Below are 23,681 nucleotides of genomic sequence, written 5' to 3'. Positions count from 1 at the left end.
GGCAGGCAGGTGAGCGGACGCGGGCGGCTACTTGATCGCGGCGAAGCGGTCCAGGGCCACCTGGCGCTCGTGGGCGTGGTCCACGATCGGGTCCCTCGGCTGGTGGACCGCCTTGCCCTCCACGTCCCGCAGCTCCGGGACGTAGCGCCGGATGTAGTCGCCCTTCGGGTCGAACTTCTGGCCCTGGGTGATCGGGTTGAACACCCGGAAGTAGGGGGCCGCGTCGGTCCCGCTGCCCGCCGCCCACTGCCAGTTGTGCTGGTTGGACGCCAGGTCGCCGTCGACGAGGTGCTCCATGAAGTGCCTCGCGCCCCACCACCACGGCAGGTGCAGGTCCTTGACCAGGAAGCTCGCCGTGATCATGCGCACCCGGTTGTGCATCCAGCCCTCGTCGAGGAGCTGGCGCATCCCGGCGTCCACGATCGGGTAGCCGGTGCGGCCCTGGCGCCAGGCGTCGAAGTGGTCGCGGTCCTCGTCCAGCTCGATGCGGTCGAAGCGGCGGTCCAGGTTGTGGCGGGCGCTGGTGGGGTGGTGCCAGAGGACGTCGGCGTAGAACTCGCGCCACGCCAGCTCGCTGCGGAACACCTTGGAGCCCTCGTCCTGGCCGAGGTCGTCCAGGAGGGTCCTGGGGTGGACCACGCCCCAGCGCAGGAACGCGGAGAACCGGCTCGTGCCGTCCACGCCGGGGATGTCGCGGGTGCGGTGGTAGTCCGGGAGGCGCTCGTCGCGGAAGCGCTCCCACAGCTCGGCCACGTCCGGCAGCGGCTTCGCCCTGGGGCGGGTGCTGCGCGGGGGCTTGATCCAGTCCACGGTGGACGCGTCGGTGTCCGCAGGGCGGCGCCAGCCGTGGTCCGCCCAGGCCCGGTAGAACGGGGTGAACACCCGGTACGGGGCGCCGTCGGCCTTGCGCACCCGGCCGGGCCTGACGGCGTACGGGGACCCGGCCTCCACCAGCTCGACCGCCTCCCCCACGGCCTCGTCGCGCCTGCGGCCGTACGGTCCGGTGTCGGCGGAGACGTGCACGGTTTCGGCGCCGATCTCCCGCGCCACCGCCGGGACCACCTCGACCGGGTCGCCCTCGACCACCATGAGCCTGCCGCCCAGGCGGTCGTCCAGGGACTTGAGGCAGCGGTGCAGGAAGTCGATCCTGGGCTTGCCGGACGGGCGCAGCAGCTTCGGGTCCAGCACGAACAGGGCCAGCGCGCGGTCCGCGCGGTCCGCCGCCTCCAGCAGCGCGGGGTGGTCCTCCACGCGCAGGTCTCGGCGGAACCACACCACGGTCGAGGAAGTCACCCGGCCGACCCTAGGAGCGGCCCCACCCGGCTGCATGACGGAGCGCGCCCGGCCCACCCGAAGGCGGGAAACCCGATCGGGAACAGCGGCCGGGAACAGCGGCGGGCCCGCACCCCCGGTGGAGGTGCGGGCCCGCTCGACGTGCTCGCGGGAACGCGTCCCGCTCGGGTCCGGCGCCCTGACCTGAGCGCCGAACCCCGGTGCCCCGAGGCGGCCTACCCGCTCAGCGCTCGGTCATCGGCACGAAGTCGCGCGCCGGGGAGCCGATGTAGATCTGGCGGGGGCGGCCGATCTTGGTGGCCGGGTCGTTGATCATCTCGCGCCAGTGGGCGATCCAGCCGGGGAGGCGGCCGAGCGCGAACAGCACCGTGAAGAACTTCGTCGGGAAGCCCATCGCCCGGTAGATCAGGCCGGTGTAGAAGTCCACGTTCGGGTAAAGCTTGCGCTCGACGAAGTAGTCGTCGCTGAGCGCCGCCTCCTCCAGGGCCTTGGCGATGTCCAGCAGCTGGTCGTCGCCGCCGAGCTTGCCGAGGATGTCGTCGGCGGTGCGCTTGATGATCGCGGCGCGCGGGTCGTAGTTCTTGTAGACCCGGTGGCCGAAGCCCATCAGGCGGACGCCGTCCTCCTTGTTCTTGACCTTCTTCACGAACGAGGCGACGTCACCGCCCTCGTTGCGGATCTTCTCCAGCATCTCCAGCACGGCGCTGTTGGCGCCGCCGTGCAGCGGGCCGAACAGGGCGTTGATGCCCGCCGAGATGGAGGCGAAGAGGTTGGCCTCGGACGAGCCGACCAGGCGCACGGTGGACGTGGAGCAGTTCTGCTCGTGGTCCGCGTGCAGGATGAACAGCAGGTCGAGCGCCTTCACCAGGTCGGGGTCGACGTCGTACGGCTCGGCCGGGAAGCCGAACGTCATGCGGAGGAAGTTCTCCACCAGGCCCAGGCTGTTGTCCGGGTACAGGAACGGCTGGCCGACGGACTTCTTGTAGGCGTAGGCCGCGATGGTGGGGACCTTGGCCAGCAGGCGGATGGTCGACATCTCGACCTGCTTGGTGTCGAACGGGTTCAGGCTGTCCTGGTAGAACGTGGACAGCGCGGACACCGCGGACGACAGCACCGGCATGGGGTGCGCGTCGCGCGGGAAGCCGTCGAAGAACCGCTTGAGGTCCTCGTGCAGCAGGGTGTGCCTGCTGATCTTGGAGGAGAAGTCGGCCAGCTGCGCCTCGGTCGGCAGCTCGCCGTTGATCAGCAGGTAGCTGACCTCCAGGAAGTTCGACTTCTCCGCGAGCTGCTCGATCGGGTAACCGCGGTAGCGCAGGATGCCCGCGTCACCGTCGATGTAGGTGATCTCGGAGGAGCAGGAGGCGGTGTTGACGAAGCCGCTGTCCAGGGTGACGAGGCCCGTCTTGGCCAGGAGCTTGCCGAGGTCGATGCCGGACGAGCCCTCGGTAGCCCGGACCAGCTGCATCTCGTGCTCTCCGCCATCGTGGCGCAGCGCGACGGTACGGGGGTCGTTCGGCGCAGTCGTCGCGTCGGACATGCAGAGTCCCTCTCACGCTCGGTTCGGGGTGGCTCTCGCGCTGGTCGCGCACGACCGCAGTGCGGACGGTGGGTCGTCCGCTCCGCAGCACCACCCCGTTGGGGTCCTGACAGTTGGCGTCACGCTAGTCGGGGTTCGACCCGCTCCTCAGCCGCGGAGTGCACCGATTCCGCGAGGTGGGACCTGCATCACAAGGGATGCGCGGTTAGCTGGCGCGCATCCCCACCGTAACCCTTTTGCCCTGTTCCTCCACCGGACCGGAGGTGAGAGCTAGGTCATCTCCAGCTCGCGTTTGAACGGCGGCTCGGCTCCGGCCCTCGAACAGGTGATGGCCGCGGCGGCGCCCGCGTAGGACAGCGCCCTGATCCACGCGGCCCCGTCCAGACCGCGCACCGCCTCGGCGGACAGCGCGTCGTGGTCGTGCAGCCAGGCCAGGAGCGCGCCCTGGACGGTGTCGCCCGCGCCGATCGTGTCGACCACCTGGACTGCCACCGGTGGGACGTGGATCACCTCGCCCGATCCGGTGAGCACGGCCAGGCCGTCGCCACCGCGGGTGAGCACCACCACGGCCGGGCCCTCGGCCTGCCACTGCCGGGCGGCGGCGAGCACGTCGTCCTCGGGGGCGTCGTCGGGCAGGTCGGCGAGCCAGCGGGCGTCCTCGACGGACACCTTGAGCAGGCCGACGTCGGGCAGCCACGAGCGGAAGCGGGCCCGGTAGGCGTCCGCGTCCGGGATGAGGCTCGCGCGGATGTTCGGGTCGAGCGCGGTGAGCGCGCCGCGCGCGGACTCGCGGCGCAGGACGGCCTCGTAGGCGCTCGCGCCGGGCTCCAGCACCAGCGACAGGGTGCCGAAGGACACCGCGCGCACGTCGTCCGGCAGGGGGCCGGGGTCGGCGACGAGCCGGTCGGCGGTGCCCTCGACGTAGAAGGTGTACCGGGCGGACCCGTCCTCGGCGAGGCCGACGACGGCGAGGGTGGTCGGCTCGGGGCCGCGCGCCACCAGGTCGGTGGCCGCGCCCGAGGCAGTCAGCCGCTCGACGACCCGGTCGCCGAACAGGTCCTGCGACACCCTGGACAGGAACGACACCGGCACGCCCAGCCTGCCGACGGCGACGGCCACGTTGAACGGCCCCCCGCCCAGGCGCGGGGCGAGGTTCCCCTCGGGCGTGGGCACGAGGTCCACGAGGGCCTCACCAGCAACGACGATCAACCCTGGCTCCGTTCTCTGCGCAACCCGTCGAGCAGGAGTTCACCGAGGGCGGTGAACGCCTCCGCGTCCGTGACCCCGGCGCGCCGGGGCAGGACGCCCGTCTGGATGTTCTCGATCAGGACCCCGGCCATCTCGGCGATGAGCACGGCGTTGGCGTCGCGGAACACCCCGTCCCGCACGCCCTCCTGGATGAACTCGCGCAGGCGCGCGGCGGCGGCGCGGGCGTTGCGCTCGTAGGTGCTGCGGGTGGGCGCGTAGTCGGCGACGTCCGACAGGAAGCGGGCGCTGGCGCGGCGCAGCTCCTCGGCGGCGACCGCGAGGTAGGTGCCGACCTTGCTCCGCACGTCCTTGATGTCGGCGGTGCGGCGCTCGATGTGCTCGGCGGCGCCCTTGAAGTACCGGCCGACGACGCGGACGGCCAGCTGCTCCTTGCTGGCGGCGAGCGCGTACAGGGTCGACTTGGAGCAGTGCAACCGGGCCGCGAGGTCGTCGAGCGTGAAGTGCGCGAACCCCTCGGCGAGCACGAGCGACTCCAGCTTGCCGAGCAGGTCGACCTGCCTCGGCGTCAGCGGGCGTCCCACGATCGAGGTCATGTGCGGAACTCTTTCACACCACTGGCGATAGTACTCCAGTACGTCCTACAGTACTGGGCAGAGTACCGAGCGGAGGTCGACGATGCCAGCCGAGCGGCTGCTGCCCACCACCGAGTCCGAGGACCTGATCGCCCTGGTCAGGGAGATCGCGCGGGACGAGCTGGCCCCCAAGGCGGGGCTGCACGAGGAGGAGGGCCGCTTCCCCAGGGACGTGTTCCGCCTCCTGGGAAGAGTCGGGTTGCTGGGGCTCCCGTACCCCGAGGACTTCGGGGGGAGCGCCCAGCCGTACGAGGTGTACCTCCAGGCGCTGGAGGAGGTGGCCTCGGCGTGGATGTCGGTGGCCGTCGGCCTGTCCGTGCACGTGATGTCCTCGTACGCGCTGGTGAACTTCGGCACCCCGGAGCAGCGGGCGAGGTGGCTGCCGGACGCGCTCGGCGGTGAGCTGCTGGGCGGGTACGCGCTGTCCGAGTCGCACGCCGGGTCGGACGCGGCGGCGCTGTCCACGCGGGCGGTGCGCGAGGGCGACGAGTACGTGGTGCGCGGGACCAAGGCGTGGATCACGCACGGCGGGGTGGCCGACTTCTACACGCTGATGGCCAGGACCGGCGAGCCGGGCGGACGGGGCGTGAGCTGCTTCTTCGCGCCCGGCGAGCTGGACGGGCTGAGCGCGGCGGCCCCCGAGCGCAAGATGGGCCTGACCGGGTCGGTGACCGCGCAGCTCACCTTCGACGGGGCGCGGATCGGCGCGGACCGGCTGGTCGGGGCCGAGGGCGACGGGATGCGCATCGCGCTGAGCGCGCTCGACTCCGGGCGGCTGGGGATCGCGGCCTGCGCGGTCGGGCTGGCCCAGGCGGCGCTGGACGAGGCGGTGGCCTACGCGCGCGGCCGGAGCCAGTTCGGGCGGCCGATCATCGAGTTCCAGGGGCTGGAGTTCCTGCTGGCGGACATGGCCGCGGCGGTGGACTCGGCGCGGGCGACCTACCTGGACGCGGCGCGGCGGCGGGACCGGGGGCTGCCGTTCACCCGGCAGGCGGCGGTGGCGAAGCTGGTGTGCACGGACGCGGCCATGAAGGTGACCACGGACGCGGTGCAGGTGCTCGGCGGGGCCGGGTACACGCGGGACTTCCCGGTGGAGCGGTACATGCGCGAGGCGAAGGTGCTCCAGATCTTTGAAGGCACCAACCAGATCCAGCGCGTCGTGATCGGACGCGCTTTGCGCAAGGGGTGAGCCGCTTACCTGAGCCGCTCTGTGAAGCGGAGCGGTGGCTGACCAGGAGGCGCTTTTCCTCCTGGTCAGCCAGGCCTCCGCTTCTAGGAGTGTCTCAGCCCTCGCGGTAGAACGGGTCCGCGACCTTGCCCTCGCCGTCCTCGTACGAGTAGACCTCGCGACCGCTGACGAACACCTTCGTGGCGCGGCTCATCACGTCGAGCGGGTCGCCGGACCAGATGACCACGTCGCCGTCCAGGCCGGGCTTGAGCGCGCCCACCCGGTCGTCCAGGCCGAGGATCTGGGCCGGGTTGGTGGTGATGGACTCCAGCGCGGTGGTGCGGTCCATGCCCTCCTTGACCGCGAGGGTGGCCTGGTGCACCAGGAAGTTGATCGGGATCACCGGGTGGTCGGTGGTGATGGCGACCTTGACGCCCGCGCGGGCCAGCACGCCGGGGGTGCGCAGGGTGCGCTGGCGCAGCTCGACCTTGGAGCGGGTGGTGAACAGCGGGCCGACGATGACCGGGACGCCGCGCTCGGCGATCAGGTCGGCGACGAGGTGGCCCTCGGTGCCGTGGTTGATCACGAGCCGGTAGCCGAACTCGTCGGCCAGGCGCAGGGCGGTGGCGATGTCGTCGGCGCGGTGGCAGTGCTGGCACCAGGGCAGCTCGCCGGACAGGACCTTGGCCAGCACCTCGTGGGTGGGGTTGCGGTCGAACGGGCCCTCGGCGGCGTCGCGCTTGGCGACGTAGTCCTGGGCGGCGGTGAACGCGTCGCGGATGACGGCGGCGACGCCCTGCCGGGTGGAGGGCAGCTTCTTCTGGTCGCCGTAGACGCGCTTGGGGTTCTCGCCGAGGGCGCTCTTCACGCTGATGGGCTCGCGCACGAGCATCTCGTCGGTGGTGCGGCCCCAGCACTTGATCGCGACGGTCTGGCCGCCGATGGGGTTGCCCGAGCCGGGCTTGATGACGGCGGTGGTGACGCCGCCGGAGAGGGCGTCGGCGAAGCCCATGTCGGCCGGGTTGATGGCGTCCAGGGCGCGCAGGCGGGCGCCGTTGGGGTCGGTCATCTCGTTGGTGTCCTGGCCCGCCCAGCCCTCGGCCTCCTCGTGGACGCCGATGTGGCCGTGGGCCTCCACGAAGCCGGGCAGGACCCAGGACCCCTTCGCGTCCACGGTGGGCACGCCGTCGGGCACCTCCACCGAGGCGCCGACCGCGGCGATCTTCCCGTCGATGACCAGCACGGTCCCGTTCTCGATCGGCTCACCGATGACCGGGACGACGTACCCACCCGTGATAGCGACGCTCATAGTTAGCCAAGCTAATGTTCTAGGCCAGCGGGCGCAAACCCCAGCGTCCGGCCCAGCTCTCGCCCGGCGCCAGCCAGAGCAGGTCGACGCCCGAGTTGAGGGCGTCCGGCGGGCAGGTCATCGGCTCGATCGCGATCGCCCTCCCCCGGCCGGGGAAGTTGTCCGGGGTGTAGACCTGCACCCACTTGAAGTCCGGGTCCGCCCACACCTCGACGCCGCCGTCCGGGCCGCGCAGCTGGTGCCGCACCAGGCCGTCGACCGGCTCGCAGCCGCCGAACGGGGTGTCCAGCTCCACGCCCTTGAGCAGCCGGGCCGCCCGGAAGTCGCTCTCGCCGGACACCGGGACGGCCGGGCCGGAGGGGATCATCTTCTCCGGGTCGAGCGGCAGCACGGTGGTGGCGGCGAGGGTGAGGGTGGAGGTGTCGGTGCTGGACTTGCCCGCCCTCGGGTACGGGTGGGTGCCGACGCCGAACGGGGTGCGCGCGGAGCCGACGTTGTGCACGGCGTGCGAGATGGTCAGGCCCTCGTCGTCCAGGGCGTAGGTGATGGTGGTGCGCAGCGGCACCGGCCAGCCCTTGCCCTCGACGCCGACCTCCAGCGACACCAAGGACCCGGTGTGCTCGACGACGGTCCACTCGGCGTGCCGCACCAGGCCGTGGATGGCGTTGCCGCGCGCGGTCTCGCCGATCTCCAGCTGCTGCTCGGCCCCGTCGAGCACCCAGGTGCCACCGGCGGTGCGGTTGGGCCACGGCACGAGCACCGCGCCGCTGCCCATCGGCGGTTCGCCGTCGTACGTCTCGACGTACGGCACCCCGTCTACCTCGAAGGACTTCAGTCCGGCGCCAACCTTGGCGATGACGGCGCGCGCGCCGCCGTGGGCGATCTCCAGCATGGACCAACAGCGTACGCACGCGCGGCGGGGGCGCAGCGCCGCCACGACCGGGTGAGGGGCGCGGGTTCGGACGGGTTCGGGAAATCGCTTTCCCGGTCACTTGCCGAGCTCGGCGGGAGTCACCTGCCGAGCTTGGCGGGAGTCACTTGCCGAGCTTGGCCGGATCGACCTCGGTGGCGCCGTGCGTGACCCGGTTGATCAGCCAGAGCACCACGCCCGCGAGCAGCAGGTAGACCGCGATCAGGTAGTCGGCGGACGGGCGGCCGGACAGCGGGCTGGCCAGGTAGGCGCAGGTGAGCGCGCCCAGCACGGGGACGATCGTGGGGGCGCGGAAGTGCTCGTGGTCGGCGCGGTCCTTGCGCAGCACCAGGACGGCGACGTTGACGACGGCGAAGACGACCAGGAGCAGCAGCGCGGTGGTGCCGCCGAGCTTGGCGATGTCGGTGGTCAGGACGAGGGCGACCGCGACGCCGGTGGTGAACAGCACGGAGATCCACGGGGTGCGGCGGGTGGGGTGCACGGCGCCGAAGAACCTCGGGATGATCCGCTCGTTCGCCATGCCGTAGACGAGGCGGCTGGCCATCAGCATGTTGATCAGCGCGGAGTTGATGACGGCGAACAGGCCGATCAGGGAGAACACCCACAGCGGGAACGCGGGCGCGCCGACCTGGACCACCTTGAGCAGGGCGTTGCTGCCCGCCGCCGCGAGCTCGTCGGCGGGGATCAGCAGGGACGAGGTGACCGCCACCAGGACGTAGATCAGCGCGGCGATGCCCATGCCCCACAGGACCGCGCGCGGGAAGATGCGGACCGGGTCGCGGCACTCCTCGGCCATGTTGACCGAGTCCTCGAAGCCGACCATGGCGAAGAACGCGAGCGAGGTCGCGGAGGTGATCGCGATCAGCGCGGACTGGCCGGGGGCCGGGTCGATCTGCACCAAACGAGACGGGTCGCCGTCACCTGACGCCACGGCGAGCGCGCCGATGGCGATGATGATCAGCAGGCCGGACACCTCGATGCAGGTGAGGACGACGTTCGCCTTGACCGACTCGGAGACGCCGCGCAGGTTCACCACGGCCAGGCCGAGGATGAACAGCACCGCGACCAGGGACGCGGAGACGGTGACCGAGTCGGAGAAGAACTCGCGCAGGACGGACTGGAGGTAGGTGCGGCCGAACGCGAGCGCGGCCGAGGCCGCCGAGGTGATGCCGGAGCTCATCACGGCGAAGGCGACCATGAAGGTGAGGAACTGGATGCCGAAGGCGCGGTGGGTGTAGAGCGCGGCCCCTGCGGCCTTGGGGTACTTGCCGACGAGTTCGAGGTAGCTGAACGCGGTGAGGAACGCGACCGCGAAGGCGACCAGGAAGGGCAGCCAGAGGGCGCCGCCGATCTTGCCCGCGACGTTGCCGGTCAGCGCGTAGACGCCGGTGCCGAGGATGTCGCCGACCACGAAGAACAGCAGCAGCTTGGGGCCGATGGCCCGGTTCAGCTCGGGCTGCTCGGCCTTGTCCGCCAATTCCGCCATGCCAGTTAAGTGTGCCCGGTCACACTCGGTCCAAATGGGTGATAGTTGCGTCTTTTCGGGTATCCAGGTGGTGCCGGAGCGTGCGGAGTTGGATGGGGCCTCCTCCGGACGGCCGGGATTCACCACGAGACGGTGAAGCGGACGGGCACGTTCAGCGGCTGCCCGGACCGCGCCGGACCCCGGTTGGACGGGTGCTCGTCCACCGGGGTTCGTGCCCCGCCTCGCGAAGCGAGGCGGAACAGGCAAAAGTGCCACCGCAGCGCCCTTGCGACCACAGCAGCCGACCACCGCGCCAACGGCACCTGCCGACGGGGCAGGCCACCGGACTGGTCGCGCCCTTGCAACACCCCCACACCCGAGCCGCCCCTACCTGACGCGCACCAGCGGCAGGTAGACCTGGTCCACGATCTCGACGAGCGCCTCGTCGCCGGGCGGGCCCCCGGTCAGGAACTCGTTGCGCAGCAGCACGAGCGGCAGCCCGGCGACCCTGGGCAGCAGCGCCTCGGGCCTGGCCTCGCCGCGTGCGACGGCCCGCCCGAGCACGGTCAGCCACACCCCCGAACCTGCCTGGGCGCCCAGTTCGCGCAGTTCGGCGAGCAGGTCGGGCGCCTCGGCGGCGATGCCCGCGACCAGGCCCGCGAGCACCTCGCCGCGCGGCGAGGCGAGGTCGGCGGCCAGGTCGCGGAGCAGGCCGAGGACGTCGGCGCGCAGGTCGCCGGTGTCCGGGGTGCGGGTGGTGTCGGCGACGAGCGCGCGGTACGCGGCGGCGGCGAGCGCGGCCCGGTGCGGCCAGCGGCGGTAGAGGGCGTTCTTGTTGGTGCCCGCGCGCTTGGCGACGCGCTCCATGGTGAGCGCCCGGTACCCGGACTCCAGCAGCTCGGCGGTGGCGGCGTCGAGCACCGCGCGCTCCAGCTCGGCTCCCCTTCGGCGCATCGTCTCCCCCTTTTTAAGGTACTGAGCGTACTTTACAGGACGGTGGGCAGCGCGCTAGCTTCGCTCCGGAAGGTACTGGGCGTACCCTAAGGGGAGGGGGCGCGATGCGCGCCAAGGGCATCACCTACGACACCGGCTGGCACAACGGGCTGGTCAGCACCCGCGAGAGCTTCGAGCGCGCGGACGTCGAGCGGGACCTGCGGGCCATCCGCGAGGACCTGCGCTGCACGGCCGTGCGGATCACCGGCGGCGACCTCGACCGCATCGAGCTGGCCGCCCGGATCGCCGCCGGGCTGGGGCTGGAGGTCTGGTGGTCGCCGTTCTCCGGGCACCTGGACGCCGACGAGCTGCACGAGGTGCTGGTGGACTGCGCGGACCGGGCCGAGCGGTCGCGGCTGGAGGGGCACGAGGTGGTGCTGGTCGCGGGCGCCGAGCTGACGCTGTGCACCGCCGGGTTCCTGCCCGGCGCGACCTTCGCCGAGCGGATGGCGCTGCTCGGCGGCGATCCGGGGCGGCTGGTCGAGGCGGTCCGGGGCGCGGGGCCCGCGCTGAACGCGTTCCTGGGCCGGGTGGTCGCGGGGGTGCGGGAGCGGTTCGGCGGGCGGGTGACCTACGCGGCCATCCCGATCGAGGACGTGGACTGGGAGCCGTTCGACCTGGTCGGGCTGGACCTGTACCGGACCGCCGAGATCGCCGACCGGTTCGCGGGGGCGGTGGAGGGGGTGGTCGCGCGCGGGAAGCCGGTGGCGATCACCGAGTTCGGCTGCGCGACGTTCCGGGGCGCGGGCGACGTCGGGGCGCGGGCGGTCGGGATGGTGGAGTGGGGCGAGGACGGGCGGACCACCGGGTTGCGGGGCGACCCGGTGCGCGACGAGGCGGAGCAGGCCGGGGTGGTGCTGGAGCTGCTGGACGTGTTCGAGGCGGCCGGGGTGGACTCGGCGTTCCTGTGCACGTTCTCCTGCCACCACCTGGCCGGCGAGTTCGACGCGGCGAGCTACGGGGTGGTGCGGGCGCTGGACGAGCGGCGGTGGGAGCCGAAGGCCGCGTTCCACGCGGTGGGCGAGCGGTACGGGCGAGGGTGAGCAGGGATGAGCGGTACGGGCGGGGGTGAGCGGGGCCGTGGACGAGGGAGGTGGGGGACGGGTCGCCGCCCGCCCCCCACCTCGTCCGGTTACCCCGTCAGCGGGGCGGTACGCGGTTCAGGCGAGCGATTCGCGCCACGCCTCGTGCAACCGCGCGAACCTGCCCCGCTCCCCGATCAGCTCCTCGGGCGTCCCGTCCTCCACGACCCGGCCGCCGTCGACCACCAGCACCCGGTCAGCGATCAGGACCGTGGACAGCCGGTGGGCGATGATGAACGCCGTCCGGCTCGCCAGCACCGTCTCCAGCGCGGTCTGCACGGAGCGCTCGGTCGGCACGTCCAGGCTCGACGTGGCCTCGTCCAGCACCAGCACCGCCGGGTCGGCCAGGAACGCCCGCGCGAACGCCACGAGCTGCCGCTGCCCGGACGACAACCGGCCGCCGCGCTTGCTCACGTCGGTGTCGTAGCCGTCGGGCAGCTCGTCGACGAAGTCGTGCGCGCCGACCGCGACCGCCGCCGCGACGACCTCCTCGCGGGTGGCGTCGGGGCGGCCCAGGGCGATGTTGTCGGCCACCGTGCCCTCGAACAGGAAGTTCTCCTGCGTCACCATCACCACGGCACGGCGCAGGTCCGCGTCGGCCACCGACCGCAGGTCGGCGCCGTCCAGCCACACCGCTCCCCCGGTCGGGTCGTAGAAGCGGGCGACCAGCTTGGCCAGGGTGGACTTGCCCGCGCCGGTGGCCCCGACCAGCGCCACGGTCTGCCCGGCCGGGACGCGCAGGTCGAACCGGGGCAGCACGAGCGAGTCGGAGGCCGGGTAGCGGAACTCGACGCCCTCGAAGCGGACCTCGCCGCGCACCGGCCCCAGCGGGACGGGGTCGACGGGGTCGGGCACCGACGGGCGCTCCTCCAGCAGCCCGGACAGCTTCTCCAGCGCGGCGGTGGCGGCGGCGTAGGCGTTGGTGAACATGGCGATGTTGTCCATCGGGTCGTAGAACCGCCGCACGTAGAGCGTGAACGCGGCCAGCACGCCCAGCTCCAGGCTGCCGTCCGCGACCCGCCACGCGCCCCACGCCAGCAGGACGGCGAGCGAGATGTTGCCGATGGCGCGCACGGACGAGGTGAACGTGGCGACCACGCTCAGCGCGGTCACGTTGGCGTCCCGGTAGGAGCCGTTCAGCTCGGCCATGATCCGCTCGTTGCGCGGCTCGCGGCGGAACGCCTGGACGGCGCGGATGCCGTTCATGGTCTCCACCAGCTGCACGACGACCTTGGCGATCGAGCCGGTGGTGCCCCGGTAGGCCGCCGCCGAGCGGGACTGGAACCAGCGGATCAGCAGCACCAGCGGCAGGAACCCGGACAGCACGAACAGCGCCATCGGCACGTCCAGGGCGAACAGCACGACGCTGATCGCGAACACCGACAGCATCGCGTTGAAGAACCCGTCGAGGCCCTCGTCGAGCAGGTTCTGCAGCGAGTCGACGTCGTTGGTCATCCGGGAGATGACCTTGCCGGAGGTGTAGCGCTCGTGGAAGGACACGGACAGCCGCTGGACGTGCCGGAACACGCGCAGGCGCAGGTCGAGCAGGACGTCCTGGCCGATGCGGCCGATGAGCCGCACGAACGCGTAGCGCAGGACGGTGGCGGCCAGGCCGGACGCGGCGTAGCCGCCGACGCACCAGGCGAGGGTGGTCGGGTCGCCGTCGAGCGCGGCCGGGACGCCCCGGTCGATCGCGGCGGCGATCAGCAGCGGGCCCGCGAGCAGGACCAGGTTCTCCACGACCATCAGGACGAGGGAGAGGGCGACCAGGGCGGCGTGGGGGCGGAGCAGGGAGCCGAGGAGGCGGCGGGAGCGGGCGCGCAGGCGGGTTCCGGTGGCGCGGTCGGGGGTGTCGACCTCCTCGGCGGCGACCCCGCGCCAGCCGTCGACCGAGGGGGGTGGGGTGGTCGGGTTCTGGGTGGTGGGGGGCGGCTCCTGGGTGGTGGTCGGGGTGGTCGGGTCCTGGGCGATGGGGGTCGGGTTCTGCGCGGTGGGTCCGGTGCCGGTGGGGTCTTCCGGGCCGTTGCCGGTTGTGGCGTTCACACCCGCACCTCCTCGTCCTCGTCAGCCAGGGTCGACAGGAGGTGCCGGTACTCGGCGTTGCCCGCGAGCAGCTCGCGGTGCGTGCCGATGGCGGTGATCCGGCCGCCGGACAGCACGGCCACCCGGTCGGCGAGCTGCACGGTGCTCGGGCGGTGGGCGACGACCAGCGCCGTGACGCCGCGCAGCACGCGCCGCAGCGCGGCCTCGACCTCGGCCTCGGTGTGCACGTCCAGCGCGGACAGCGGGTCGTCCAGCACCAGCACCGCCGGTCTGCCCGCGACCGCGCGGGCCAGCGCGAGCCGCTGCCGCTGGCCGCCGGACAGGGACAGGCCCTGCTCGCCGATGCGGGTGTCCTGGCCCCACGGGAGGGCGTCGACGAACTCCTCGGCGCGCGCCACCCGCAGCGCCTCGCGCACCGCGTGCGGCGAGGCGTCCCCGCCGCCGAGGACGACGTTCTCGGTGACGCTGGCGGAGAACAGGACCGGCTCCTCGAACGCGGTGCCGACGACCCGGCGCAGCTCGGCCAGGTCCAGCTCGCGCACGTCGACCCCGTCCAGGGTGACCCGGCCGCCGGTGACGTCGGCGAGCCTGGGCACCAGCGCGGTGAGCGCGGTCTTGCCGGACCCGGTCGCGCCGACCAGCGCGACGGTCTCGCCGGGCCGCACCTCCAGGTCGACGCCGCGCAGCACCTCGTCGGCCGAACCGGGGTGGCCGAAGCGGACGCCCTCGAAGCGCAGGTGCCCGCGCACCGGGGTGGCCAGCGGTCGCGGGGTGGTGGGAGAGGTGATCGCGAGCGGTTCGTCGAGCACCTCGAAGTAGCGCTCGACGGCCGCCGCGGTCTGGTTGGTCTCGGACAACAACCACCCGATCGAGTCGACCGGCCAGCGCAGGTAGGCGCTGACCGCGATGGCGGCGATGAGGGTGCCCGCGGTCATCGTGCCGGAGGTGATGCCGAAGGCGCCCACGGCGAGCTGGCCCGCGATGGACAGCTCGGGCAGGACCAGCAGAGCCGCCCACAGCGCGGCGAACACCCGGACCTTGACCAGCTCGGTGCCGCGCAGCTCGCGGGCCTGGCGCTGGAACCTGGCGGCCAGGTGCGGGCCCCGGCCGAACGCCTTGAGCACCCGGATGCCCAGCACGGACTCCTCGACCGTGGTGGTGAGGTCGCCGGCCTGGTCCTGGGAGAGGCGGGCGGCGACCTTGTAGCGGGTCTCGAACAGGTAGGACAGGCCCATCAGCGGCAGGGTGCACACCAGCGCGACCAGGCCGAGCAGCGGGGACAGCCAGAACAGCACGCCGAGGCCGACGACGATGACGGTGGTGTTGACCAGCAGGAACACCAGGACGAACGCCACGAACCGGCGGACGGTGGTGAGGTCGCTGGTGGCGCGGGAGAGCAGTTGGCCGGACTGCCAGCGGTCGTGGAAGGAGACCGGGAGCGCCTGGAGACGGGTGTAGAGGTCGGTGCGCATGGCCAGCTCGACGTCCGAGGCCGGGCCTGCGATGACCTTGCGGCGGGTGTAGAAGAGCAGGGCCTCGCCGAGGCCCAGCGCCAGGACGAGGCCGATCAGCCAGGGCAGGGCGGACGGGTCGCGGTGCGCGATCGGGCCGTCGACGACCCGCTGGGTGACCAGCGGGATGCCGAGTCCGCACAGCATGGCGAGCGCGGCGGCTCCCGTGCTGATGGCTATCGGGTTCTTGACGGGGCGCAGGTACGGCCACAGCCTGCGCAGGGTCGCGGCTGTGGAAGTACGTTGGTCGTTCACGAGTTCCCCCTCGGGTCCACTTCGACAGTACGAAGGCGGGCCTGCCGGTGGCATCCGGTTTTTCACCACCGAGGGTGAGGGCTCCAGTGCGCTGGAGGTCAACCGTGGAGATCGGTTTTCTGCTCTCCGAACCGGTGATGGCGTTCCCGGTGGGGAGGTTGATGGCGGTTCGGGGCGGGCGGTTGAGCGTGCTCGCGCCGGACGGGTGGCGGCCGGTGCCGGGGCGGGGGCCGGACGGGGCGCGGCCGGTCAGCCGGGAGGTGGCGGTGGAGTGGTGTGCGCGGGAGGGGCGGGATGTGGGGGTGCTGGATGTGGTTCCGGGGCCTGGGGATGACGTGGGTTGACGTGGGATGACACGGGAGGACCCCGGCTCCGGGCGGGGGTTCCGCTCCGGGGCCGGGGTCAGGGGCGCTCTTGGGGGGAGTGCTCTTGGGGGGGAGTGCTCTTGGGGGCGGGGGGTGTTTTCGGGGTCAGGCCTTGCGGGAGCGCATCAGCATCGTGGGGATGGTGAGCAGGCCGGCCAGGGCGTAGCTGAGGCCCGCGAGGATCGCGAGGACGACCCACTGGTCGCCCGTTCCGGCTAGCAGGTTCGGCACGTCGAAGTAGTGGGCTGCGGCGAGGACCACCGGGCCGAGGAGCACGATCGGCCACGCGGGGCGGACGCCGAGGAGCCAGAGCAGCGGGCCTGCGAGGAGCGCGCTGGTGACCAGGGCCAGGGGGAGGCCGACGAAGAGCAGGAGCAGGAAGTCGGGGAGGGACGCGGAGGCCTCGCCCAGGGCGCGGTGCAGGAGGCCCGCCTGGTGGGCGGCGATCCAGGCCGCGCACAGGGCTGCGCCCACCACGCCGGAGAGGACGACTCGGAGCAGCGCGGAGAACGCGAAGCTGCCTGCTCGGGAGCCGCGCTCCCGGATGGTCGGGCGGGGGCGGGTGTCGACCGGGGTGCTGTGGGCCGAGGTGACTTCCTCGGTGGAGGTGGAGGTGGAGGAGGAGGGGGTCGAGGAGGGGAAGGAAGGTGGGGTGGACGTGGTGTTTCGAGGTGAGATGGTCTCGCTCACCGGGGTGTCCTCCGTTCGGGGGTTGGCCGTGGCGCGGCGCAACCGGAACCTGTGCGTGAAGCTGTCCGTGGGACCGCCCGACTTCAGGCGGCTCACCTCAGCCACGGGTCGCGGTGTGGACTGCGGGGCGGCGTGCGGTCACCGGTGAGGCGAGCACGAACCCGACGGCGCTGGTGAGCAGCACGTCGCCTGGGATCTCGAACCACACGGTGAGCAGGGCGAGCGCGGCTGCGAAGGCCACGCTGACGGCCGCCGTGCCCAGGGGGCGGCCGACGTGGGCCGCCGCGAACACGGCCCAGGAGATGACCACGGCGGCGATCAGGCCGACCGGGATCATCACCAGGTAGAGCTCCAGGCAGCCCCAGTCCTCCTGGGTGCAGACCCGACCGGAGACGATCCGGTCGCGCAGCCACATCCACGCGGCACCGAGACCCGCGCCCAGCGCGGCGCCGACCACCACTCGACCAAGCATGGGGACGGGGTTGCCCGAACGGGTGAGGGCGCAAACCCGATGTTGATCAACGTGGGGGATGGAGATCAAGAGCTGAAGAGCTCGCCTCGCCGGCGGGGCAGACCTCCAAAAAAGAGGGGGACGGGCTCTGCCGGCCGGTGGCGCTTCCGGGGGTGGTGCGGTTTACCACTGCGGTGGGCGGGGTCCCTCTTCTCCGTGTGGCCTCCTTTCAGGCAAGCACAGGCGTCAAGACGCCGTATGACACCCCGGTCTTCCGCGCAGTGCGGCGGCATCTTGACACCTGCGCTCGGGCTGCGCCAGGCCACACGGAGAAGAGGGACGCGGGATTGGGTGGCTGCGGGCTCGCTGCGCTCGCCCCGCAGCCCGCGAAGCGGTCGACCTGCGACCTGCGGACTTAGGAGTGCGGTCGACTTGCGGTTCGTGAGGCGGTCGACGTGTGGCTTAGGAGTGCGGCTGGCTTGCGGCCCGTGGGGCAGTCGACCTGCGGACTTAGGAGTGCGGCCGGCTTGCGGTCCGTGGGGCGTCGACGTGTGGCTTAGGAGTGCTCGTGAGGCCATCGGTCTGTGGCCTGCGGCTCGGGGGCAGGGCGGCTGCTGTCCCGCGAGTGGGGATGGGGATGGGGATGGGCTGGGCCTGGACCTGGTTCTGGTTCTAGGCCGCAGCCTTTCCATGCCGATGGCCCGCGACCAATGCGGTCGGCGGGCCATCGGTGGTGCTTGAGTGCCGGGGTTTCGCCCCTGGGCGTCATCCCCTGGAGCGGACTCCCAGGAGGACGTCCTCCCAGGACGGGACGATCGGGTGGTTCTTCTTGCCTCGCTTGGCTGGCTGGTCCTCTGCCAGTTCGCCGTCCACCACGATCGGCTCGTCCACCACCGGGCGCTCCTCGCGGACCAGGATTTCCGGCTCGGCCAGGGGCCTGCCTTCGACGTCCAGGGCCGCTCGGGCCAGGTGGGTCACGGCGCGCAGGCTGCGCACCCGGTTCGGGTTGGGGTCCATCAGGTCGACTGCCGCGTCGTCCAGGGCCGTGACGGTGCCGCCGTGCGCGCCGGGGTGGAAGGCCCAGTGCGCGCGGTTGTCCGAGCGGCCTGCCGTCCAGTGGAGTTGGACGACCCAGCGGCCGTCCTCGCCTCGCCAGGAGTCCCAGCTGACGTCGACGTACTCCTGGCCGCGCAGGCCGAAGGAGTGCGCGACGACCTCGCCGAGGGTCTGCACGTCCGGGCCGTCCTCGCGGACCGGGTGGGCGCGCTGGGCCAGGTCGGCGATGCGGGACCGCTCCAGCAGGACCGGGTAGGCGAAGCGCTCGACGCGGTGCGCGGGGATGCCCGCGATCGCGGCGACCTGGTCCACGGACTCACCGGCGCGGATGCGCGCCTGGATCTCGCGGGGGCGCATCTGGCTCTCGGTCTCGACCTCGATCTGGCCGAGTCTGGTGAGATCGCCGCGCGCGGCTGCGCGCAGGCGCTCGTCGGCGGGCAGCACGAAGCGCTCGCCGCGTTCGGGGTCCTCAAGGACGATCGACTTGCCGTCCTCGTCGAGCCCGACCACTCGCAGCGTTCGCATCATGGCCTCCCGGTTGCCATTCACCTCGCCGTGTACCGACGGTAGTCCGGCGCGCCGCCTTGACGCGGGAGGCTCGCCGTGCCGACCGTATGTCTTCACGCGATCTTCCCGCATGTCGTCGGCCGACGCACGCGTGTTACCGCAAGGTTCACCTCGCCAGGGTCCGGGAAGATCCCTGGCGAGGTACCCGTCACTCAGCGCGTCGAAACGCCCCTTTTCTCAGAGCTGGCCGACCACCCAGTCGACCGCCTTGGTGAGCGTGGTCACGTCCTCGGGCTCAACGGCGGGGAACATCGCGACGCGCAGCTGGTTGCGGCCGAGCTTGCGGTACGGCTCCACGTCCACGATCCCGTTGGCGCGCAGCACCTTCGCGACGACCGAGGCGTCGACCTCGTCGGCGAAGTCGACGGTGCCGACGACCTGCGAGCGGTGCGCCGGGTTCGCCACGTACGGGGAGGTGTACGCGGTCTGCTCGGCCCAGGAGTACAGCCGCGACGACGAGTCGGCGGTCCGGGAGACCGCCCAGTCGAGGCCGCCGTTGCCGTTCAGCCACTTGAGCTGCTCGTTGAGCAGGAACAGCGTCGCCACGGACGGGGTGTTGTAGGTCTGGTCCTTGGTGGAGTTGTCCAGCGCCGTGGTGAGCGAGAGGAACTCGGGGACCCAGCGGCCGGAGGCGCCGATCTCGCGGACGCGGTCGAGCGCGGCCGGGGACATCAGGGACAGCCACAGGCCGCCGTCCGAGGCGAAGCACTTCTGCGGCGCGAAGTAGTAGACGTCGAAGTCCTCGGCCTTGACGGGCAGGCCGCCCGCGCCGGAGGTGGCGTCGATCGCGACGAGCGCGCCGTCGGAGCCAGCGGGGCGGGAGACCGGGACGGCCACGCCGGTGGAGGTCTCGTTGTGCGCCCAGCCGACCAGGTCGACGCCCTCGGCGAAGGTGATCTCGGGGGCGGTGCCGGGCTCGGACTTCACCACGACCGGCTCGCCCAGGAACGGGGCGTCCTTGGTGACCTTGGCGAACTTCGAGGAGAACTCGCCGTAGGTGAAGTGCTGCGAGCGCTCGCGCACCAGGCCGAAGGCCGCAGCGTCCCAGAAGGCGGTGGTGCCGCCGTTGCCCAGGACGACCTCGTAGCCCTCCGGGAGGGAGAACAGGGCGCGCAGACCGGAGCGGACCTCGCTGACGAGGGACTTCACCGGCTTCTGCCGGTGGGAGGTCCCCATCAGGTCCGCGCCCTCGGCGGCGAGGGCGCGCAGCGCCTCGGGCCGGACCTTGGACGGGCCGCAGCCGAACCTGCCGTCGGACGGCTTCAGGTCGGCGGGCAGGACCAGTGAGGTCGGGTCGGCGGTCTGGGTCATCTCGACGCCTCCGGGGGGTTGAGAACCTGACCGGCCACGTTGCCGGGGCCCCAGTGTTGCAGCAAGGTTCCTTGCAGATCACCAGAGGGTGTCCCCGGTCACGCCCGGCGAGGTGGTATAGGGGCACCGGCCAGAGTGGACGATCGGCGGGCTAACGGCGACTCGTCGGGTGGTTTCCCCGTGAGCGCGCTCGGCACACCTCCCGATTTCCGGAAAAAAAGAAACCGGAAAACCGGAAAACCGGGAAACGGAACGAGGCGCGTGGGTGCGTGGGTGGGTAGGTGGGCGAGGGTAGGTGGGCGAGGGCGAGGGCGAGGACGAAGGTGAGGGGGCGAGGGTGAGGGGGCGAGGGTGAGGGGGCGGAGGCGGGGCTCAGTGGCCGAGAAGGCCCAGGCGCATGGCGGTGGTGACGGCGGCGGTGCGGTCGGAGACGTCCAGTTTTGAGAAGACGCGCAGCAGGTGGGTCTTCACGGTCGCCTCGCCGATGAACAGCTCGCGGGCGATCTCCGCGTTGGACAGGCCGCGTCCCACCAGTCGCAGGACCTGGACCTCGCGCGGGGACAGGGCCGGGGTGCGGCGGACTAGCCTGCCGGCGACGGAGGGGGCCAGGACGGTCTCGCCGCGCGCGGCGGCTCGGACGGCGGCCACCAGGTCCTCGGGGGAGGCGTCCTTGAGCAGGTAGCCGACCGCGCCTGCTTCGACGGCGCGCAGGATGTCCGCGTCGGTCTCGTAGGTGGTCAGCACGACCACCCTGGACAGCGCGCCGATGCGGGCGGTGGCCTCGACGCCGTCTCCGCCGGGCATCCGCAGGTCCATGAGGACGACGTCCGGCGGGTCGGCGCGGACCAGGCGCACCGCCTCGTCGCCGGACGCCGCCTCGCCGACGACCTCCAGGTCGGTGGCGGGGGCGAGCATCCCGCGCACGCCCTGCCGGACCACCGGGTGGTCGTCGACCAGCAGCACCCGGATCATCCGGCCGCCCACTGTTCTTGAGTCGTCCATCCGCGCCTCCCCGGCAGTTCCGAGCACCGCGCCACCCCGGCGCGCGCGATCGCGGGCGCTCACCTGGGCGCCTCGGCGACCAGGACCGCGCCGTCGTCGTCCGAACGGGTCAGCGTGCCGCCGACCTGCTCCAGCCTGGCCCGCATCCCGCGCAGGCCGAAGCCCTCCGGGGCGCCCCGGTAGCCCGGACCGTCGTCGCGCACGGTCAACCGCACCGAGTCCGGCAGCACGTCCAGCTCCACGCGCACGCGGGCGGCGTGCCTGCGGGCGTTGGTGAGCGCCTCCTGGGCGGCGCGCAGCAGCACCACCTCGACCGCGCGCGGCACCTCGCCCGCGCCGCGCTCGGCGAACTCGGCCCGGACGCCGAAGTCCGCCACCTGCTCCACCTGCCTGCGCAGCGCGTCGGCCAGCGAGCCCTCCAGCGCGGCGGGCGCGAGCGCCGCCACCAGCGCCCGCGACTCGGCCAGGTTCTCCCGCGCGGTGCGCAGCGCCAGGTCCAGGTGGTCGTCGGCGCGGGCCGGGTCGGCGCGGGCCGCCTGGACCAGGGTCACGATGCTGGTGAAGCCCTGCGCCAGGGTGTCGTGGATCTCCGCGGACAGCCGCTCCCGCTCGGCGGCGACGCCCGCCCCGTGCGAGAGCTCGGCGATGACGAGGTTCTGCTCGGCCAGCGTGCGGATCACCCAGCCGAACAGCTGGGAGAACAGCGCGGTCGGGAGCAGCACCAGCAGCATCGACGTCGGGTCGCCGGTCCTGGCCCACGCGAGCAGCCACGGCGGCACGACGAACGCGAGCATCACCCAGAAGGCGGGGCGCAGCGGGATTCGCCGGTACACCTCGGGCAGCACCGCGAACAGCAGGAACGTCGCCCCCGGTGACAGCCACATCGCCGTCACCGTGAGCGCGTGCAGCCCGGTCAGGTAGAGCCGCTGCGGTTGGAGCAGGACCCACCCGGCGATCAGCGCGATCACCGCGACCACCGCCCAGCGCCGCTCGGCGGCGATGTCCGGCAGGAGCGCGCCGCAGGCCGCGACGAGCAGCCCGGCCCCGGTGATCAGCCCCCACTTCGCCCGTTCGTCCACCGGAACGAGGCGGCGCACAGCGCCAAGCCCGCGACGCACCAGGCCACCAGCACCAGCGCCGTCCTCCCGTGCTCCCACGACCCAGCCACCTCCACGACCGCCGCCCCCTCGGGGAGCAGCACCGAGCGGAACCCCTGCGCGACCCACTTGAGCGGGAACAGCGAGCCGAGCACGACCATCCACTGCGGCAGGACCGCGACGCTGATGAAAACACCCGACACGAACTGGAGTCCCACGTAGGGCAGGTTCAGCACGGTCGGGGCGGAGCGGGCCGAGCCCGCGACGGAGCTGACCGCGATGCCCAGCAGGGCGCAGGAGATCGTGCCGAGCCCGAACACCCAGGCGAACGTGAGCCAGCGGGCCGGGTCGGCGGGCAGGTCGACGTCGAACACCAGCACGCCGGTCAGCAGCACCAGCACCGCCTCGGCGAGGCTGAGCACGAGCACCAGGACGACCTTGCCGACGAAGTAGGAGGCGAGCGGCAGCGGGGTGCCGTGCAGGCGCTTGAGGGTGCCGTTCTCGCGGTCCTGGGCGATGCCGGTGCCGAGGGTGATGAACGTGGTGGAGATGATGCCCGCGCCGATCATGCTCGCGGTGAACTCCTGCTGCTGCGTGAACTCCGCGCCGGGCGCCTGCCCGGAGAAGATCGAGCCGAGCAGCAGGAGCAGGAACACCGGCAGGGCGAAGGTGAAGAGGAACCCGGCGGTGTTGCGGAAGAACTGGCGCAGCTCCAGGCCACCGCGCGCGAGTCCGAGGGTCGCGGTCCTCACGCGATCAGCTCCAGGTAGACGTCTTCGAGGGTGGGGCGGGTGACGGTCAGGTCGGCGACCGGGCCGAGGGCGTTCAGCTCGACGACGAGCGCGACCGGGTCGGTGGTGGCGCGGCTGCGCTGAACGCCGTCCGGGCCGACCCAGGTGACCAGGGCCTTGGCCCGGTCCCTCCCGCCGACGGTGGCGGGGGTGCCCTCGGCGACGAGCCTGCCGCCGGAGATGACGGCGAGGCGGTCGGCCAGCGCCTCGACCTCGTCCAGGTAGTGGGTGGTGAGCAGGATCGTGGCGCCCTCGCGGGCGAGGTCGCGGACCAGGCCCCAGAACTGCCTGCGGGCCTCGGGGTCGAAGCCGGTGGTGGGCTCGTCCAGGAACAGCACGCGGGGGCGGCCGATGATGCCGAGCGCGACGTCGAGCCTGCGGCGCTGCCCGCCGGACAGCCTGCCCGCGCGGGTGCGGGCCTTGTCGGCCAGGCCGACGACGGAGACGACCTCGTCCGGGTCGCGCGGGTCCGGGTAGTAGCGGGCGTGGTGGCGGACGGCCTCGGCGACGGTGATGTCGGCCAGGTCGGTGGCGGCCTGCTGGACGATGCCGATGCCCGCGCGCCACGAGCGGGGCGCGGTGGCCGGGTCGGCGCCGAGGACGGACACCTCGCCGCCGGTGCGGGGGCGCAGGCCCTCCAGGATCTCGACGGTGGTGCTCTTGCCCGCGCCGTTGGGCCCGAGGAGGGCGAACACCTCGCCCTCGGCGACCTCTAGGTCGACGCCCCGCACGGCCTCGAAGTCCCCGTAGGACTTGCGCAGGCCGCGAACGCTGATCGCAGCTGTCATGCCGGGAATGCTGTCGCAGCGGGAGGGGGCGGCGGGACGTGCGTCCGGTGGACAGCGGTTGTCCACCGGACGGTGGACACGGGCCGAAGATCGCCCGTTCGGGGGTCACCGGGTCAGGCGAACCAGTGGGTCGCC

The 23,681-nt window shown here is 72.4% G+C and carries 21 protein-coding genes; 3 read left to right on the top strand and 18 right to left on the bottom strand.

Going from position 1 to position 23,681, the window contains the following annotated elements; translation table 11 throughout:
* Positions 1 to 27: 27 nt before the first annotated feature.
* From LV78_RS19455 to LV78_RS19440, 4 genes are all read right to left on the bottom strand, one after another.
* Positions 28 to 1,329, bottom strand: a complete 1,302-nt coding sequence (locus LV78_RS19455) for a cryptochrome/photolyase family protein (protein ID WP_253846930.1) — start codon at positions 1,327 to 1,329, stop codon at positions 28 to 30.
* A gap of 187 nt (positions 1,330 to 1,516) precedes the next feature.
* Positions 1,517 to 2,830, bottom strand: a complete 1,314-nt coding sequence (locus tag LV78_RS19450) for a citrate synthase (RefSeq protein ID WP_253846695.1) — start codon at positions 2,828 to 2,830, stop codon at positions 1,517 to 1,519.
* 270 nt (positions 2,831 to 3,100) lie between these two features.
* Positions 3,101 to 4,039, bottom strand: a complete 939-nt coding sequence (locus LV78_RS19445) for a carbohydrate kinase family protein (RefSeq protein ID WP_253846694.1) — start codon at positions 4,037 to 4,039, stop codon at positions 3,101 to 3,103.
* Positions 4,036 to 4,632, bottom strand: a complete 597-nt coding sequence (locus tag LV78_RS19440; protein ID WP_253846693.1) for a TetR/AcrR family transcriptional regulator — start codon at positions 4,630 to 4,632, stop codon at positions 4,036 to 4,038. The genes LV78_RS19445 and LV78_RS19440 overlap by 4 nt, the downstream gene beginning before the upstream one ends.
* An 82-nt stretch (positions 4,633 to 4,714) precedes the next feature.
* Between LV78_RS19440 and LV78_RS19435 the strand changes: the two genes are divergently transcribed.
* Entirely contained in the window at positions 4,715 to 5,860 is a 1,146-nt protein-coding gene (locus LV78_RS19435; protein ID WP_253846692.1) for an acyl-CoA dehydrogenase family protein, read from the top strand.
* A gap of 94 nt (positions 5,861 to 5,954) precedes the next feature.
* Here the strand turns inward: LV78_RS19435 and LV78_RS19430 are convergent, their stop codons facing one another.
* The 4 genes from LV78_RS19430 to LV78_RS19415 all read right to left on the bottom strand — a co-directional run bounded on the left by LV78_RS19430 (position 5,955) and on the right by LV78_RS19415 (position 10,498).
* The gene (locus LV78_RS19430) at positions 5,955 to 7,148 is read right to left on the bottom strand and encodes an amidohydrolase (protein WP_253846691.1); all 1,194 of its coding nucleotides are present in this window, start codon (positions 7,146 to 7,148) and stop codon (positions 5,955 to 5,957) included.
* A gap of 19 nt (positions 7,149 to 7,167) precedes the next feature.
* A complete protein-coding gene (locus tag LV78_RS19425) occupies positions 7,168 to 8,040 on the bottom strand; it encodes an aldose 1-epimerase family protein (RefSeq protein ID WP_253846690.1) in 873 nt (290 codons plus the stop codon).
* Positions 8,041 to 8,182: 142 nt separating this feature from the next.
* Positions 8,183 to 9,565: an APC family permease gene (locus tag LV78_RS19420; protein ID WP_253846689.1), complete on the bottom strand. Its 1,383-nt coding sequence runs from the start codon at positions 9,563 to 9,565 to the stop codon at positions 8,183 to 8,185.
* 366 nt (positions 9,566 to 9,931) lie between these two features.
* A complete protein-coding gene (locus LV78_RS19415; RefSeq protein ID WP_253846688.1) occupies positions 9,932 to 10,498 on the bottom strand; it encodes a TetR/AcrR family transcriptional regulator in 567 nt (188 codons plus the stop codon).
* Positions 10,499 to 10,602: 104 nt separating this feature from the next.
* On the opposite strand from LV78_RS19415, the gene LV78_RS19410 reads away from it, so the two are divergent.
* On the top strand, positions 10,603 to 11,580 hold the full coding sequence (locus LV78_RS19410) for a glycoside hydrolase family 113 protein (RefSeq protein ID WP_253846687.1): 978 nt from the start codon (positions 10,603 to 10,605) through the stop codon (positions 11,578 to 11,580).
* Positions 11,581 to 11,697: 117 nt separating this feature from the next.
* On the opposite strand, the gene LV78_RS19405 is transcribed toward LV78_RS19410, so the two are convergent.
* A complete protein-coding gene (locus LV78_RS19405; protein WP_253846686.1) occupies positions 11,698 to 13,662 on the bottom strand; it encodes an ABC transporter ATP-binding protein in 1,965 nt (654 codons plus the stop codon).
* Complete coding sequence (locus LV78_RS19400) at positions 13,659 to 15,428, bottom strand: ABC transporter ATP-binding protein (protein WP_253846685.1); 1,770 nt, start codon at positions 15,426 to 15,428, stop codon at positions 13,659 to 13,661. The genes LV78_RS19405 and LV78_RS19400 overlap by 4 nt, the downstream gene beginning before the upstream one ends.
* 104 nt (positions 15,429 to 15,532) lie before the next feature.
* Between LV78_RS19400 and LV78_RS19395 the strand changes: the two genes are divergently transcribed.
* The gene (locus tag LV78_RS19395; protein ID WP_253846684.1) at positions 15,533 to 15,772 is read left to right on the top strand and encodes a hypothetical protein; all 240 of its coding nucleotides are present in this window, start codon (positions 15,533 to 15,535) and stop codon (positions 15,770 to 15,772) included.
* A 126-nt stretch (positions 15,773 to 15,898) separates the two neighbouring features.
* Here LV78_RS19395 and LV78_RS19390 read toward each other — a convergent pair whose 3' ends face one another.
* The 8 genes from LV78_RS19390 to LV78_RS19355 form a co-directional block, all read right to left on the bottom strand.
* Complete coding sequence (locus tag LV78_RS19390; protein WP_253846683.1) at positions 15,899 to 16,483, bottom strand: hypothetical protein; 585 nt, start codon at positions 16,481 to 16,483, stop codon at positions 15,899 to 15,901.
* Between the two features lie 97 nt (positions 16,484 to 16,580).
* Complete coding sequence (locus LV78_RS19385) at positions 16,581 to 16,955, bottom strand: hypothetical protein (protein ID WP_253846682.1); 375 nt, start codon at positions 16,953 to 16,955, stop codon at positions 16,581 to 16,583.
* Between the two features lie 744 nt (positions 16,956 to 17,699).
* Complete coding sequence (gene sepH, locus LV78_RS19380) at positions 17,700 to 18,515, bottom strand: septation protein SepH (protein ID WP_253846681.1); 816 nt, start codon at positions 18,513 to 18,515, stop codon at positions 17,700 to 17,702.
* A gap of 219 nt (positions 18,516 to 18,734) precedes the next feature.
* Entirely contained in the window at positions 18,735 to 19,868 is a 1,134-nt protein-coding gene (gene serC, locus LV78_RS19375) for a phosphoserine transaminase (protein WP_253846680.1), read from the bottom strand.
* Between the two features lie 372 nt (positions 19,869 to 20,240).
* Positions 20,241 to 20,840: a response regulator transcription factor gene (locus LV78_RS19370; RefSeq protein WP_253846929.1), complete on the bottom strand. Its 600-nt coding sequence runs from the start codon at positions 20,838 to 20,840 to the stop codon at positions 20,241 to 20,243.
* Positions 20,841 to 20,929: 89 nt separating this feature from the next.
* Positions 20,930 to 21,949 (bottom strand): sensor histidine kinase, encoded by a 1,020-nt coding sequence (locus LV78_RS19365; RefSeq protein ID WP_253846679.1) that lies wholly within the window; start codon positions 21,947 to 21,949, stop codon positions 20,930 to 20,932.
* Entirely contained in the window at positions 21,922 to 22,719 is a 798-nt protein-coding gene (locus LV78_RS19360) for an ABC transporter permease (protein WP_253846678.1), read from the bottom strand. Before LV78_RS19360 ends, LV78_RS19365 begins: the two co-directional genes overlap by 28 nt.
* Positions 22,716 to 23,546, bottom strand: coding sequence for an ABC transporter ATP-binding protein (locus LV78_RS19355; RefSeq protein WP_253846677.1), 831 nt, complete (start codon positions 23,544 to 23,546; stop codon positions 22,716 to 22,718). Before LV78_RS19355 ends, LV78_RS19360 begins: the two co-directional genes overlap by 4 nt.
* Between the last annotated feature and the right edge of the window lie 135 nt (positions 23,547 to 23,681).

Origin of the sequence: Actinosynnema pretiosum, from assembly GCF_024171695.1 — a bacterium.
Taxonomy (GTDB): domain Bacteria; phylum Actinomycetota; class Actinomycetes; order Mycobacteriales; family Pseudonocardiaceae; genus Actinosynnema; species Actinosynnema pretiosum.
Note: the sequence above shows the minus strand (reverse complement) of the source record. Positions and strands in the feature narration are given on the sequence as shown.

Bases quoted from the DNA above. Each gene is read 5' to 3' on its own strand.
- LV78_RS19455 (WP_253846930.1), bottom strand. From the start codon at position 1,329: ATGCAGCCGGGTGGGGCCGCTCCTAGGGTCGGCCGGGTGACTTCCTCG.
- LV78_RS19450 (WP_253846695.1), bottom strand. From the start codon at position 2,830: ATGTCCGACGCGACGACTGCGCCGAACGACCCCCGTACCGTCGCGCTG.
- LV78_RS19440 (WP_253846693.1), bottom strand. From the start codon at position 4,632: ATGACCTCGATCGTGGGACGCCCGCTGACGCCGAGGCAGGTCGACCTG.
- LV78_RS19435 (WP_253846692.1), top strand. From the start codon at position 4,715: ATGCCAGCCGAGCGGCTGCTGCCCACCACCGAGTCCGAGGACCTGATC.
- LV78_RS19430 (WP_253846691.1), bottom strand. From the start codon at position 7,148: ATGAGCGTCGCTATCACGGGTGGGTACGTCGTCCCGGTCATCGGTGAG.
- LV78_RS19425 (WP_253846690.1), bottom strand. From the start codon at position 8,040: ATGCTGGAGATCGCCCACGGCGGCGCGCGCGCCGTCATCGCCAAGGTT.
- LV78_RS19420 (WP_253846689.1), bottom strand. From the start codon at position 9,565: ATGGCGGAATTGGCGGACAAGGCCGAGCAGCCCGAGCTGAACCGGGCC.
- LV78_RS19415 (WP_253846688.1), bottom strand. From the start codon at position 10,498: ATGCGCCGAAGGGGAGCCGAGCTGGAGCGCGCGGTGCTCGACGCCGCC.
- LV78_RS19410 (WP_253846687.1), top strand. From the start codon at position 10,603: ATGCGCGCCAAGGGCATCACCTACGACACCGGCTGGCACAACGGGCTG.
- LV78_RS19385 (WP_253846682.1), bottom strand. From the start codon at position 16,955: ATGCTTGGTCGAGTGGTGGTCGGCGCCGCGCTGGGCGCGGGTCTCGGT.
- sepH (WP_253846681.1), bottom strand. From the start codon at position 18,515: ATGCGAACGCTGCGAGTGGTCGGGCTCGACGAGGACGGCAAGTCGATC.
- serC (WP_253846680.1), bottom strand. From the start codon at position 19,868: ATGACCCAGACCGCCGACCCGACCTCACTGGTCCTGCCCGCCGACCTG.
- LV78_RS19370 (WP_253846929.1), bottom strand. From the start codon at position 20,840: ATGATCCGGGTGCTGCTGGTCGACGACCACCCGGTGGTCCGGCAGGGC.
- LV78_RS19355 (WP_253846677.1), bottom strand. From the start codon at position 23,546: ATGACAGCTGCGATCAGCGTTCGCGGCCTGCGCAAGTCCTACGGGGAC.